The 14,006-nt window shown below is 71.3% G+C and carries 11 protein-coding genes; 8 read left to right on the forward strand and 3 right to left on the reverse strand.

From position 1 onward, the window contains the following. Positions 1-128 precede the first annotated feature (128 nt). Positions 129-1,085 (reverse strand): methylmalonyl Co-A mutase-associated GTPase MeaB, encoded by a 957-nt coding sequence (gene meaB / locus ACFWU3_RS15925; protein WP_313944038.1) that lies wholly within the window; start codon positions 1,083-1,085, stop codon positions 129-131. Positions 1,086-1,115: 30 nt separating this feature from the next. Continuing rightward, positions 1,116-2,318 carry an acetyl-CoA C-acetyltransferase gene (locus ACFWU3_RS15930; protein ID WP_313944039.1) on the reverse strand — a complete coding sequence of 401 codons (1,203 nt, stop codon included), beginning with the start codon at positions 2,316-2,318 and terminating at the stop codon, positions 1,116-1,118. 146 nt (positions 2,319-2,464) lie between these two features. Here ACFWU3_RS15930 and mce point away from each other — a divergent pair, with 146 nt between their 5' ends. The 5 genes from mce (at position 2,465) to ACFWU3_RS15955 (ending at position 9,881) form a co-directional block, all read left to right on the forward strand. Next, positions 2,465-2,893: a methylmalonyl-CoA epimerase gene (gene mce, locus ACFWU3_RS15935; protein ID WP_313944040.1), complete on the forward strand. Its 429-nt coding sequence runs from the start codon at positions 2,465-2,467 to the stop codon at positions 2,891-2,893. A gap of 166 nt (positions 2,894-3,059) precedes the next feature. Continuing rightward, entirely contained in the window at positions 3,060-6,893 is a 3,834-nt protein-coding gene (gene scy, locus ACFWU3_RS15940; RefSeq protein ID WP_384436924.1) for a polarized growth protein Scy, read from the forward strand. 114 nt (positions 6,894-7,007) lie between these two features. Continuing rightward, the gene (locus ACFWU3_RS15945; RefSeq protein ID WP_313944042.1) at positions 7,008-7,946 is read left to right on the forward strand and encodes a cellulose-binding protein; all 939 of its coding nucleotides are present in this window, start codon (positions 7,008-7,010) and stop codon (positions 7,944-7,946) included. A gap of 168 nt (positions 7,947-8,114) precedes the next feature. Then, positions 8,115-9,098, forward strand: coding sequence for an ABC transporter ATP-binding protein (locus tag ACFWU3_RS15950; RefSeq protein ID WP_384436929.1), 984 nt, complete (start codon positions 8,115-8,117; stop codon positions 9,096-9,098). 3 nt (positions 9,099-9,101) lie between these two features. Beyond that, positions 9,102-9,881: an ABC transporter permease gene (locus ACFWU3_RS15955; protein WP_384436932.1), complete on the forward strand. Its 780-nt coding sequence runs from the start codon at positions 9,102-9,104 to the stop codon at positions 9,879-9,881. Here the strand turns inward: ACFWU3_RS15955 and ACFWU3_RS15960 are convergent. After that, positions 9,814-10,740 (reverse strand): hypothetical protein, encoded by a 927-nt coding sequence (locus tag ACFWU3_RS15960; RefSeq protein ID WP_384436935.1) that lies wholly within the window; start codon positions 10,738-10,740, stop codon positions 9,814-9,816. The two genes, ACFWU3_RS15955 and ACFWU3_RS15960, sit on opposite strands and share 68 nt — an antisense overlap. A gap of 268 nt (positions 10,741-11,008) precedes the next feature. Between ACFWU3_RS15960 and ACFWU3_RS15965 the strand changes: the two genes are divergently transcribed. The 3 genes from ACFWU3_RS15965 to ACFWU3_RS15975 all read left to right on the forward strand — a co-directional run bounded on the left by ACFWU3_RS15965 (position 11,009) and on the right by ACFWU3_RS15975 (position 14,002). Continuing rightward, positions 11,009-11,884 carry a hypothetical protein gene (locus ACFWU3_RS15965; protein ID WP_384436938.1) on the forward strand — a complete coding sequence of 292 codons (876 nt, stop codon included), beginning with the start codon at positions 11,009-11,011 and terminating at the stop codon, positions 11,882-11,884. Between the two features lie 115 nt (positions 11,885-11,999). After that, positions 12,000-13,169 (forward strand): ABC transporter ATP-binding protein, encoded by a 1,170-nt coding sequence (locus ACFWU3_RS15970; RefSeq protein ID WP_384436941.1) that lies wholly within the window; start codon positions 12,000-12,002, stop codon positions 13,167-13,169. Further along, positions 13,166-14,002: an ABC transporter permease gene (locus tag ACFWU3_RS15975; protein WP_384436944.1), complete on the forward strand. Its 837-nt coding sequence runs from the start codon at positions 13,166-13,168 to the stop codon at positions 14,000-14,002. The genes ACFWU3_RS15970 and ACFWU3_RS15975 overlap by 4 nt, the downstream gene beginning before the upstream one ends. Positions 14,003-14,006 lie beyond the last annotated feature (4 nt).

Consider the following 14,006-nt stretch of genomic DNA (forward strand, 5'->3'; position numbering starts at 1 on the left):
GCCGCCCCCCCCTCTCGGCCCCCGCCCCCCCCGCCCCCGCCCCCCCCGCCGGCCGGGGGGGGGGCGCCCCCCCCCCCCCCCCCCCGGCGCCGACGCGTGTCGTCCCAGGGCCCCTGGGGACCGGCCCGTCAGGACTCCGTGAGACCCGCGACCAGTTCGTCCGCCGCCGTGTACGGGTCCAGTTCACCCGCCACGATGCGCTCCGCCAGCGCACCCAGCCGGCGGTCACCGTGCAGATCACCGATCCGCTCGCGCAGGCGGGTGACCGCGATCGTCTCGACCTCGCCCGCCGCACGGCGGGCCCTGCGCTCGGTCAGGACCCCGTGCTCCTCCATCCAGGCGCGGTGCTTCTCCAGCGCCTCGACGACCTCGTCCATGCCCTCACCCCGGGCCGCGACCGTCTTCACGATCGGCGGGCGCCAGTCGCCCGGCCCCCGCGCCTCACCGAGGCCCAGCATGTGGTTGAGCTCGCGGGCCGTCGCGTCCGCGCCGTCCCGGTCCGCCTTGTTGACGACGTAGACGTCGCCGATCTCCAGGATGCCCGCCTTCGCCGCCTGGATGCCGTCGCCCATCCCGGGCGCGAGCAGCACCACCGATGTGTCGGCCTGCGAGGCGATCTCGACCTCGGACTGGCCCACACCGACCGTCTCCACCAGGATCACGTCGCACCCCGCGGCATCCAGCACCCGGATCGCCTGCGGCGCCGCCCAGGCCAGCCCGCCGAGGTGGCCGCGGGTGGCCATCGAGCGGATGTAGACACCGGGGTCGGAGGCGTGGTCCGACATCCGGACCCGGTCGCCGAGCAGCGCACCGCCGGAGAAGGGCGAGGAGGGGTCGACCGCCAGCACGCCGACCCGCTTCCCCGCCCGCCGGTAGGCGGTCACCAGCGCGGAGGTGGAGGTGGACTTGCCGACACCGGGCGAGCCCGTCAGGCCGACGACGTACGCACCGCCGGCCAGCGGTGCCAGCGCCGCCATCACCTCGCGCAACTGCGGGGACGCCCCCTCCACCAGCGAGATCAGCCGGGCCACCGCCCTCGGCCGGCCCTCCCTCGCCTGGGCGACGAGCTGGGGGACGTCCACCATTGCCGTGCTCCTTCTCTCGACTTGCCCGGCCTACTTCGACGGCACGCGGACGATCAGCGCGTCACCCTGGCCGCCGCCGCCGCACAGCGCGGCCGCACCCACGCCGCCGCCCCGCCGCCGCAGCTCCAGCGCCAGGTGGAGCACCACGCGCGCGCCGGACATGCCGATGGGGTGGCCGAGGGCGATCGCACCGCCGTTGACGTTCACCTTTTCCGGGGATACCCCAAGATCCTTCATTGACTGCACGGCGACCGCGGCGAACGCCTCGTTGATCTCGATGAGGTCCAGGTCGGAGACCTCGAGACCGTCCTTCTTCAGGGCGTGCGCGATCGCGTTGGCGGGCTGCGACTGGAGGGAGTTGTCCGGCCCGGCCACGTTGCCGTGGGCGCCGATCTCCGCGATCCACTCCAGGCCGAGCTCCTCGGCCTTGGCCTTGCTCATCACGACGACCGCCGCCGCACCGTCGGAGATCTGCGAGGAGGTGCCGGCCGTGATCGTGCCGTCCTTGGCGAAGGCGGGACGCAGCTTGCTCAGCGACTCCACCGTCGTCTCGCCGCGGATGCCCTCGTCCTTGGCGAAGACGACGGGCTCGCCCTTGCGCTGCGGGATCTCTACGGGCGTGATCTCCGCCTCGAAGATGCCGTTCTTCTGCGCGGCGGCGGCACGCTGGTGGGACAGCGCCGCGATCTCGTCCTGCGCCGGGCGCTCGATGCCGAGGCGGGTGTTGTGCTTCTCGGTGGACTCACCCATGGCGACGTTCTCGAAGGAGTCGGTCAGACCGTCGTACGCCATGGCGTCGAGCATCTCGACGGCGCCGTACTTGTAGCCCTCGCGGGACTTCGGCAGCAGATGCGGCGCGTTGGTCATGGACTCCTGGCCGCCGGCGACGACGACGTCGAACTCGCCGGCGCGGATCAGCTGGTCCGCCAGCGCGATGGCGTCGAGGCCGGAGAGACAGACCTTGTTGATGGTGAGCGCGGGAACGCTCATCGGGATGCCGGCCTTGACCGCGGCCTGGCGTGCCGGGATCTGCCCCGCGCCGGCCTGCAGCACCTGGCCCATGATCACGTACTGCACCTGGTCACCGCCGATGCCCGCGCGGTCCAGCGCCGCCTTGATGGCGAAGCCGCCGAGGTCGGCACCGGAGAAGGACTTGAGTGAGCCGAGCAGACGCCCCATGGGCGTACGGGCGCCCGCGACGATCACCGAGGTGGTACCGGTCGTTCCAGACATGAGACAGGATCCCCTTTCAGCACGGGGCTGAGGAGTGAACGAGGGTTTACCTCAATGTACTGAGCGGTACTGCTCCGGGTCATCGGCCGACCGGTGTGATCGCGCGCACGTTGCGTAACCACCGCACGTGGCGCTGCACTGGGGGAATGCTGACGCGAATCGACCACATCGGGATTGCCTGCTTCGACCTCGACAAGACCGTCGAGTTCTACCGGGCCACCTACGGCTTCGAGGTCTTCCACACGGAGGTCAACGAGGAGCAGGGCGTGCGGGAAGCCATGCTCAAGATCAACGAGACGTCCGACGGCGGCGCCTCCTACCTGCAGCTCCTGGAGCCCACCCGGGAGGACTCCGCGGTGGGAAAGTGGCTGGCCAAGAACGGTGAGGGGGTGCACCACATCGCCTTCGGCACCGCGGACGTCGACGGGGACGCCCAGGCCGTCCGCGACAAGGGTGTGCGTGTTCTCTACGACGAGCCGCGTATCGGCTCGATGGGCTCCCGTATCACTTTTCTCCACCCCAAGGACTGCCACGGCGTGCTGACCGAACTCGTCACCTCTGCAACGGAGCACTGACCGCTGGATTCCCGGCCCGGTAGAGTGGGCGATTCCGGGCCGGGGCCGGGTCGGGGCCGCGCCGCGTTCCCTCCGTTGATCTGTCACCATTCCCCGGGGGGCCGTTCGCCGGCGAACGGTGCTCGTTTGGAGAGAGTTGCGACCAGGGGACGGATGGGACCGCGCAGTGCGGGGCTACGAACGCCAGGAGAGCCACCGAGCTGACGACGACCACCTCTCGCGGTTCGAAGCCGAGATGGACCGGCTGAAGACCGAGCGGGAGAAGGCCGTCCAGCACGCCGAAGACCTCGGCTACCAGGTCGAGGTGTTGCGCGCCAAGCTCCACGAGGCGCGACGCAGTCTCGCCTCCCGTCCGGCGTACGACAATGCGGACATCGGCTACCAGGCCGAGCAGTTGCTCCGGAACGCGCAGATCCAGGCGGATCAGCTCAGGACGGACGCCGAGCGCGAACTGCGCGACGTCCGCGCCCAGACGCAGCGCATCCTCCAGGAGCACGCCGAGCACCAGGCCCGTCTCCAGGCCGAGCTGCACACCGAGGCGAACCAGCGCCGGCAGCGCCTGGACCAGGAGCTGGCCGAGCGCCGCCAGACCGTCGAGGCGCACGTCAACGAGAACGTCGCCTGGGCCGAGCAGCTGCGCGCCCGTACCGAGGCCCAGGCCCGCCGGCTCCTCGAGGAGTCCCGTGCCGAGGCCGAGCAGTCGTTGGCCGCCGCCCGCGCGGAGGCCGCCCGGGTGGCCGAGGAGGCCGGCCGGCGTCTCGGATCCGAGGCCGAGTCGGCCCGCTCGGAGGCCGAGGCCATCCTGCTGCGCGCCCGCAAGGACGCCGAACGGCTGCTGAACGCCGCGTCCAACCAGGCGCAGGAGGCCACCAGCCACGCCGAGCAGCTGCGGACCTCCACCACCGCCGAGTCCGACCAGGCCCGCCAGCAGGCCGCTGAGCTGAGCCGTTCGGCCGAACAGCGGATACAGGAGGCCGAGGAGAAGCTGCGCGAGTCCCGCGCGGAGGCCGAGAAGCTGGTCGCCGAGGCCAAGGACGCGGCGGCGAAGCAGCTGGCGTCCGCCGATTCGGTCAACGAGCAGCGCACCCGTACGGCGAAGGCCGAGATCGCCCGGCTGGTCGCCGAGGCCACCACCGAGTCCGAGGCGCTCAAGGCGGACGCCGAGCAGGCACTCGCCGACGCCCGCGCGGAGGCCGAGAAGGTCGTCGCCGCCGCCGCGGAGAAGGCCCGCACGTCCGTGGCGGAGGACTCCGCCGCCCAGCTGGCGAAGGCGGCGCGTACCGCCGAGGAGGTCCTGACCAAGGCCTCCGACGACGCCCGGGAGACCACCCGCAAGGCGGGCGAGGAGGCCGAGCGGATCCGCCGCGAGGCCGAGTCCGAGGCGGACCGGCTGCGCGGCGAGGCCGCCGAGCAGGCAGACCAGCTCAAGGGCGCGGCCAAGGACGACACCAAGGAGTACCGCGCCAAGACCGTCGAGCTTCAGGAGGAGGCGCGCCGGCTGCGCGGTGAGGCCGAGCAGCTGCGCGCCGAGGCCGTCGCCGAGGGCGAGCGCATCCGCGGCGAGGCTCGCAGGGAGGCCGTCCAGCAGATCGAGGAGGCGGCCAGCACCGCCGAGGATCTGCTCACCAAGGCCCGCGCGGACGCCGACGAACTGCGCTCCGGCGCCAGCAGCGACAGCGAGCGCGTACGCACCGAGGCCATCGAGCGCGCCACGACGCTGCGCCGGCAGGCCGAGGAGACCCTGGAGCGCACCCGCGCCGAGGCCGAGCGACTGCGGTTGGAGGCGGAGGAGCAGGCGGACTCCGTCCGGGCCGCGGCCGAGCAGGCCGCCGAGACGGTGCGCGAGGAGACCGAGCGCGGGGTGGCGGCCCGTCAGGAGGAGGCCGCCGACGAGCTGCGGCGTCTGCACACCGAGGCCGAGTCGCGTCTCGCGTCCGCCGAGCAGAATCTGACCGACTCGCGTGCCGAGGGCGAGCGCATCCGCCGCGAGGCCGCCGAGGAGACCGAGCGGCTGCGCACCGAGGCGGCCGAGCGGATCCGTACCCTCCAGGCCCAGGCCGAGCAGGAGGCCGAGCGGCTGCGCACCGAGGCCGCGGCCGACGCCTCCACGACCCGTGCCGAGGCCGAGAACATCGCGGTACGGCTGCGCAGCGACGCCGCGAGCGAGGCCGAGCGGCTCAAGAACGAGGCGCAGGACACCGCCGACCGGCTGCGTGCCGAGGCGGCCGCCGCCGCCGACCGGGTGGGCGCCGAGGCCGCCGAGGCACTCGGTGCGGCTCAGGAGGAGGCCGTACGCCGTCGTCGTGAGGCCGAGGAGATCCTCGAGTCCGCGCGCGGCGAGGCGGACCAGGAGCGCGAGCGCGCCCGCGAGCAGAGCGAGGAGCTCCTCGCGTCGGCCCGCAACCGCGTCGAGGAGGCGCAGACCGAGGCGCACCGGCTCGTCGAGGAGGCCGACCGCCGTGCGACCGAGATGGTCGCCGCGGCCGAGCAGACCGCCAAGCAGGTACGCGACTCCGTCCAGGGGCTGCACGAGCAGGCCGAGCAGGAGATCACCGGTCTGCGGTCCGCCGCCGAGCACGCGGCGGAGCGCACCAGGTCCGAGGCGCAGGACGAGGCGGACCGTGTCCGCACCGACGCGCACGCCGAGCGCGAGCGCGCGGCCGAGGACGCGGCCCGGCTGCGGACGCGGGCCCAGGAGGAGACGGACGCGGCGAACTCGCTCGCCGAACGGACCGTCACCGAAGCGATCACCGAGTCGGACCGGCTGCGGGCCGACACCCAGGAGTACGTCCAGCGGATGCGGACGGAGGCGTCGGACGCCGTCGCCTCCGCCGAGCAGGACGCGGCCCGCGCCCGCGCCGAGGCGCGCGAGGACGCCAACCGCATCCGTTCCGAGGCGGCCGCCCAGGCGGACCGTCTGATCGGCGAGGCGACGAGCGAGTCGGAGCGGGTACGTTCCGAGAGCGACGGGATCCTCGACGAGGCACGGCAGGCCGCCGACAAGCGCCGGGCGGACGCCGCCGAGCAGGCCGACCAGCTCATCAACGAGGCGGCCGGCGAGGCGGAGCGGCTGCGCGCCGAGGCGGCGGAGACGGTGGGCTCGGCCCAGCAGGCCGCCGAGCGCATCCGGGCAGAGGCGCAGAACCTCAAGGCGGAGGCCGAGGCCGAGGCCGAGCGGATGCGCGGCGAGGCCCGCGACGAGGCCGACCGAACGGTCGACGAGGCACGCGAGGCTTCGGCGAAGCGCCGGGCGGACGCCGCGGAGCAGGCCGACCAGCTCATCAACAAGGCCCAGGAAGAGGCGCTGCGCGCCGCGCTGGAGGCCGAGGAGCAGGCCGACACGATGGTCGGCGCGGCCCGCACCGAGGCCGACCGGCTGGTCGCCGAGGCGACCGTCGAGGGCAACTCCCGGGTGGAGAAGGCCCGGACGGACGCCGACGAGCTGCTCGTCGGCGCACGCCGGGACGCCGCCGCCATAAGGGAGCGCGCCGAGGAGCTGCGCACCCGTATCGAGGCCGAGATCGACGAGCTGCACGAGCGGGCCCGGCGGGAGACGTCGGAGCAGATGAAGACGGCGGGCGAGCGCGTCGACCAGCTGGTGAAGGCGGCCACGGAGCAGCAGGCCGAGGCCGAGGCGAAGGCCAAGGAGCTGGTGTCCGAGGCCAATTCGGAGGCCGGCAAGGTCCGTATCGCCGCGGTGAAGAAGGCCGAGGGCCTCCTCAAGGAGGCCGAGCAGAAGAAGGCCGAACTGACCCGCGAGGCGGAGCGGATCAAGGCGGACGCGGAGGCCGAGGCCGAGCGTCTGGTCGGCGAGGGCCAGCGTGAGCTCGATGTGCTGGTGCGCCGGCGCGAGGACATTCAGGCCGAGATTTCCCGTGTCCAGGACGTACTCGAGGCGTTGGAGTCTTTCGAGGCGCCCGGCGGGGGCAAGGACGGGGGCGTCAAGGCGGGTGCGACAGCGGGGGTTACACGTTCGAGTGGCAAGTCCCACGAGAGCTAGCCACTCAAAAGGCTGGACATTCTCCAGATCAAACGGGCATCCACTCGATGACACGCCGCCTCGGCCCCTAGGATTCCCCCTATCACCTCACCGGTCTCATTCGACAGGAACCCCATGAGCGACACTTCCTCCCCCTTCGGCTTCGAGCTCGTGCGGCGTGGTTACGACCGCGGTCAGGTGGATGACCGCATTACCAAGCTCGTCGCCGACCGTGATAGTGCTCTGGCCCGAATCACCTCTCTGGAAAAGCGCATCGAGGAGCTCCACCTCGAGACGCAGAACGCCCAGGCCCAGGTCAGCGACGCAGAGCCGTCGTACGCCGGTCTCGGTGCGCGCGTCGAGAAGATCCTCCGCCTCGCCGAGGAGGAGGCGAAGGACCTGCGCGAGGAGGCCCGTCGGGCGTCCGAGCAGCACCGTGAGCTGGCCGAGTCCGCCGCGCAGCAGGTGCGCAACGACGCCGAGTCGTTCGCCTCCGAGCGCAAGGCCAAGGCCGAGGACGAGGGCGTCCGGATCGTCGAGAAGGCGAAGGGCGACGCCTCCACGCTGCGCAGCGAGGCGCAGAAGGACGCGCAGTCCAAGCGCGAGGAGGCCGACGCGCTCTTCGAGGAGACGCGCGCCAAGGCCGCCCAGGCCGCCGCGGACTTCGAGACGAACCTGGCCAAGCGCCGCGAGCAGTCCGAGCGCGACCTGGCCTCGCGTCAGGCGAAGGCCGAGAAGCGTCTGGCGGAGATCGAGCACCGCGCCGAGCAGCTGCGCCTGGAGGCCGAGAAGCTGCGTACGGACGCGGAGCGCCGCGCCCGTCAGACGGTGGAGACGGCGCAGCGCCAGGCCGAGGACATCGTGGCCGACGCCAACGCCAAGGCCGACCGGATCCGCAGCGAATCGGAGCGCGAGCTGGCGGCGCTCACCAACCGCCGCGACTCGATCAACGCGCAGCTGACCAACGTCCGCGAGATGCTGGCCACGCTGACCGGTGCCGCCGTGGCCGCGGCCGGCACCCCCGCCGACGACGAGCCGATCTCCCGCGGCGTCCCGGCGCAGCAGTCCCGCTAGCACGCCCGTTTCCTGAGCCCCGCTCAGGGACGTACGCCGTATCGCCGAGTGCCCGGCACCCTGATGGGTGCCGGGCACTCGCGTGTTCGCCCGTCGTGTGCTCGACGGCCGTGAGAAAGTCCCTTCCGCCCGGTGGCGCACGCCATCCACGGCCCTTAGCGTGGCCGCATGATCGAGCTTGAGGGCCTCACCAAGCGCTTCGGCAGCAAGGTCGCCGTCGACCATCTTTCGTTTCAGGTCAGGCCGGGGATGGTGACCGGGTTCCTCGGTCCCAACGGGGCGGGCAAGTCGACGACGATGCGGATGATGCTCGACCTCGACAACCCGACGAGCGGCACCGTACGGATCGACGGCAAGCACTACCGGGATCTCGACGAGCCCCTGAAGTACATCGGCGCGCTGCTGGACGCCAAGGCCATGCACGGCGGCCGGACCGCGTACAACAACCTGCTGTGCCTGGCCCAGGCGAACCGCATCCCGGCCGCACGTGTCTCGCAGGTCCTCGATGTCGTCGGGCTGAGCGCGGTGGCGAGGAAGAAGTCGAAGGGCTTCTCGCTCGGTATGGGCCAGCGGCTGGGAATCGCTTCGGCCCTGCTGGGTGATCCGGAGATCCTGATGTTCGACGAACCGGTCAATGGTCTGGACCCCGAGGGAATTCACTGGATCCGCAATCTGATGAAGACTCTTGCATCGGAAGGTCGCACGATCTTCGTCTCCTCGCATCTGATGAGCGAAATGGCCCTCACCGCCGATCACTTGATCGTGATCGGGCAGGGCAAGCTGCTGGCCGACACATCGATGGCGGCTTTCATCCAGGAGAACTCCCGGAGTTATGTGCGGATGCGCTCGCCGCAACAGGAGCGACTTCGCGATGTGCTCCATGAATCGGGTTTCGTCGCCGTCGAATCGGGAAACGGCACGCTGGAGATCGACGGCACCGGTCCCGAGGAGCTCGGTGAACTGGCCGCCCGGCATCAGATCGTTCTGCATGAACTGAGCTCCCAGCGCGCGTCGCTGGAGGAAGCCTTCATGCAGATGACCGCGGGCGCGGTGGAGTACCACGCACACGGCACGTCCGAGGGCTCGCAGCCGCCCGCCGCCCCACCGGGCCCCCAGTGGGGCCAGAGCTACCAGAGCAGCAAGGGAGCCTGACCCATGGCCTCGGTGCCCGCGGTCCTGCAGTCCGAGTGGACCAAGATCCGTACGGTGTCGTCGACGACCTGGACGCTGGTGTGCGCGTTCGTGGTCACCGTCGCGATGGGAGCCGCGCTCAGCGCGCTGCTGGCCTCGACGTTCGACGATCTGTCGCCCGAGGAGCAGCTCACGTTCGACCCGACGTTCATCAGCTTCTCCGGGATGATCCTGGGTCAGCTGGCGATGGTGGTCTTCGGCGTGCTGGTGGTCGGCACGGAGTACAGCTCCGGCATGATCCGCACCTCGCTCGCCGCCGTACCGCAGCGTGCGACGTTCCTCTTCAGCAAGCTCGCGGTGGCCACGGTGCTGGCGCTGGTCGTGGGCCTCGCGACGAGCTTCGTGGCCTTCTTCCTCGGCCAGGCCCTGCTGGGCGAGCACCGCACGACGCTCGGCGCGGACAACGTCCTGCGCGCGGTCGTCGGCGGCGGTCTCTACATGGGCCTCATCGCGCTGTTCTCGATGGCCGTGGCGACGATGCTGCGCAGCTCGATGCTCTCGCTGGGCATCCTGATGCCGTTCTTCTTCCTGGTCTCGCAGATCCTCGCGTCGGTGCCCAAGGCCAAGGACGTCGCCCGCTACTTCCCCGACCAGGCCGGCTCCAAGATCATGCAGGTGGTCCCGGAGGCGATGGGCAGCGACAAGGCTCCCTACGGCCCGTGGGCGGGGCTCGGCATCATGGTGCTCTGGGTGGTGGCGGCGCTGATCGGCGGCTATCTGGTACTGAAGAAGAGGGACGCCTAGCGGGCGGATCGTCCCCCTCGGGCAGCAGCCGGTCGAAGTCGCGCCAGCCGCGCCAGGTCCAGACGTCCTTCTCGAGGTTCGGTTCCAGCGGCACGAAGCGGCCGGTCTCGAAGTCGTCGCCGTCGAGGTCGAACCAGCGCTCGTCGACGACTTCGGTGCCCATGCCGACGGTCCTGGCGGTCAGCCGCACCAGGAGTTTCGCCCCGTGGGACCGGGAGAGGTCCTTGCCCTGGATCTCGGAGACGGGCAGCTGCGGCACGGGAGCGTCGACCGGGATCCAGACCGTGAACGGCGCTCCGCGCTCCACCGCGAGCCAGGAGCGCTCGTCGGCCGGCTCCCCCTTCTCGTCCAGCACCCGGAGCCACTTCTTGTAGATCACCAGACTGCCGTCGTGCGGCGAGCGCTCCAGATAGCGCAGATGGACCCGGGCCTTCAGGTCGACGACCGAGAGGTTGTCGAGATGGTTGTAGAAGCGGACCGCGATGATGGCGTCCTCGCTCTCCGCGTGCATCCGCGCGTACCCGGGGAAGTCCGCGGCCCAGGCGTGCGAGACGCTCGCACGCCGCCGCCAGACGAACGGCCGCAGGGCGAACAGCTTGATCAGCACGATACCGAGCACCACCGCGGGCGCCAGCGCCCCGGTCAGGGAGGCGAGCGTCGCCAGCAACTGGTGTGCCGAGCTGTCGTGTTCGGGGCTGAGACTGTCCGTCCCCACGCAGGCCCGCAGCGCCTCCAGCGCGAGATTCAGCAGCCCTTCCCCGTCGCTCAGCCGCTCGGAGACGCTGCGGGGCGACTTCTCGGTCAGTGTCCACACGACCGCGATGGCGGCGGCGAGCAGTGTCAGGGCGCCCAGCGTCATCAGGAACAGCGCGTGGACGGTGCGCCCGGCGATCCACCAGCGAACCGACGTCCGATACCGCGGATGCGGTCGGCGGCTCCTCGGCCACACCCGCAACATGTTCAACTCACGTCCCCCGGTGTTGAGTTCAGCAGAAGGCAAAGCTATCTGCCCGCTTCAGCATCGGGTCAACCGTGGCACGACGGGGCGTCCCGTAGGCTCGGCCGGGGTAGATGTGCCATGGAAGGCTCTGCTCCGTACACGTGATCAATCGCGAAGGGCGTCTCCCGTGAAGGACCGAAGCCTCGAAGCGCTGGGCCTGGACGGCGTGCCGGCCAGGGAACCGCTGACGTACCCGGGCCGCCCCACCCCCGAACCGTCCCTGCTCACCGGCGACAGACTGCTCCAGCTGGACGTCCGGCCGCTGCGGCTCGGTGAGTGGTACGTGGAGGAGCAGGCGGAGCAGCACCGTCTCGACCAGGCGCTGTCCGACCTCGGGCAGGTGGTGACCGGCCGCCGTCACCCGGTGATCGCGGTGGGGTCGAACGCCTCCCCGGGGCAGGTCAGTCACAAGCTCACCCGGCTCGGCATCCCCGCGACGGTGCCCATGGTGCCGGTGCGGGTCGGCGGCATCGGGGTCGGCTGCTCGGGGCACATCAGTCCGGCCGGTTATGTGGCGGGCACGCCGTACGTCGCCCGCGACGCCTCCGCCGTCCTCGTCGTCGCCTGGCTGGATTCCACCCAGCTGAAGGCCGTCGACGACACGGAGTTCCCCGACTACCGGCGGGCCATACTGCCCGGCGACGAGTTCCCGATGACCATGCCGTCCGGCGAGCGCCTCAGCGGCGCCTACATCTACTTCAGCGCCCACGGCGTCCTCGCGGGGCCCGACGGCACTCCCCGGCCCGGTGGGGGCGACCAGTCCGAGCTGCTCGCCGCGCTCCTCGCGCAGTCGCCCCGGCTGCGGGAGCTGCTCGGTCCCGACCCGGAGACCTGGGTGAAGAAGGCCGGCGCGGACCGGGCGCTGCGCGAGGAAGGGACGGAGATCTTCGGATCCGAGGGCTGGGTGCTGCCGCAGACCGACTTCCTGCCCTACCTCGACGACTCCGCCGAGCTGCGGCTCTACGACGATCTGCCACCGCTCGGCGACTCCCTGCCGACGTAGCCGGAGCGTTACGACTTGGCCGGAACCGTCAAGGCACGGATATCCTCCTAACTCTTACGGGGGCGTGCGGCCTGGCGGCCTATGCCCGACGACCGAAAGTCGATGGGGCTGGAGAATGATCGAGGCAGTCGGCCTGACAAAGCGCTACGGCGCCAAGACGGCCGTGTACAACCTTTCCTTCCAGGTGCGGCCCGGCGCCGTCACCGGGTTCCTCGGGCCCAACGGTGCCGGCAAGTCGACGACGATGCGGATGATCCTCGGGCTCGACAACCCGACGGCCGGCACCGTCACGGTCTGCGGCGCGCCCTTCCGGCAGGTGCCGAACGCGCCCCGGCAGGTCGGTGCCCTGCTGGACGCCAAGGCCGTGCACGGCGGGCGCAGCGCGCGCAATCACCTGCTGTCGCTGGCCCAGCTGTCCGGCATCCCGGCCCGCCGCGTGGACGAGGTCCTCGGCGTCGTCGGCCTCCAGGAGGTCGCCAAGCGGCGCTCCAAGGGCTTCTCGCTCGGCATGGGGCAGCGCCTCGGCATCGCGGCCGCGCTGCTCGGCGACCCCCAGGTGCTGCTCTTCGACGAGCCGGTCAACGGTCTCGACCCCGAGGGCATCCTCTGGGTCCGCAACCTGATGAAGCAGCTCGCCGCCGAGGGCCGTACGGTCTTCGTCTCCTCGCACCTGATGAGTGAGATGGCGGTGACCGCCGACCACCTGATCGTGATCGGGCGGGGCCAGCTGCTCTCGGACATGAGCGTCAAGGACTTCATCTCGGCGAACTCCGCGGACTTCGCGCGGGTGCGCACCCCGCACACCGAGCCGCAGCAGCGCGAGAAGCTGTCGGCCGCGCTCACCGAGGCCGGCGGCAGCGTCCTCTCGGAGCCCGACGGGGCGCTGCGGGTCACCGGGCTCCCGCTCCCGCAGATCAGTGATCTGGCGCACGCCTCGGACGTCCGGCTGTGGGAGCTCTCGCCGCACCAGGCCTCGCTGGAAGAGGCGTACATGCGGATGACGCAGGGCGCGGTGGACTACCGGTCGACGGACGACCAGAAGGCCGGCCTCATGCAGCCGCAGCAGTTCGGGTACGCCCCGCCGCCGCAGCAGGTCCCGGACGTGCCGCAGCAGGGCTGGTACGCCCCGCCGCCGCCCGGCGTCCAGCCGGCCGGCCCCGTGAGCGACAACCCCTACGCGGCCGCGGCGCCCGGCGCCCCCGCGCAGCCCGCTCCCGCCGCGCCGCCCGTCGCTCCCCCGGCCGCCGCTCCCGCCGACCTGACCAAGCCCGAGGACGCCCGATGACCACGCCCTACCAGCAGCAGGCCCCGTACGCGTCGAGTTCGTACGTCTCGCCGATCCCCGTGCGCAAGGCCCACCTCGGCGACGCGCTGGCCTCCGAGTGGACGAAGATCCGCTCCGTGCGCTCCACCCTGTGGACGCTGGGCGTGATGATCCTGCTGATGCTCGGCATCGGCCTCGGCATCGCCGCGATCGTCTCCGCCAACGAGGTCGATCTCGAGGACCAGTCGGCGCTCGGGTTCGGCTTCTTCGGGGTGCTGCTCAGCACGATCTGCGTCATGACGCTGGGTGTGCTGACCATCGCCTCCGAGTACGGCACCGGCATGATCCGTACGACGCTGACGGCCTGCCCCAGCCGGGGCAGGGTGCTCGCCGCGAAGGCGATCGTGTTCTTCCTGCTCGTCTTCACCCTGACGACCGTCCTCGCCACGCTCGTCGCGGCGATCCAGACGTCGATGATCGAGTCGGTCGAGGCGAGCGGCGCGGAGTGGCTCCGCGCCACCGTCGGCGTGGGCCTGTTCGTCGCCCTGCTCGGCCTGCTGTCGCTGGCCGTCGGCGGCATGATCCGGCACTCCGCGGGCGCGATCACCATCATGATCGGCGTGATGCTGCTGCCGCTGGTCGCCGCCATGTTCATGTTCTCGCCGTCGCTCAGCGACGTGCAGGACTTCCTGCTCCAGTACGCGATCCCGAGCCAGCTCATCGGCATCTACGGCGAGGCAGCCTCGGGCAACGGCGACGGACCGACCGGCTGGCAGCCGGTGTGGATCATGCTCGGTCTGACCACCGCCGCGATGGCCGGCGCGTTCACCGTGCTGCGCAGCCGCGACGTGTAACCGG

The organism is Streptomyces sp. NPDC058685, assembly GCF_042714725.1.
In the GTDB taxonomy this organism is placed as follows: Bacteria; Actinomycetota; Actinomycetes; order Streptomycetales; family Streptomycetaceae; genus Streptomyces.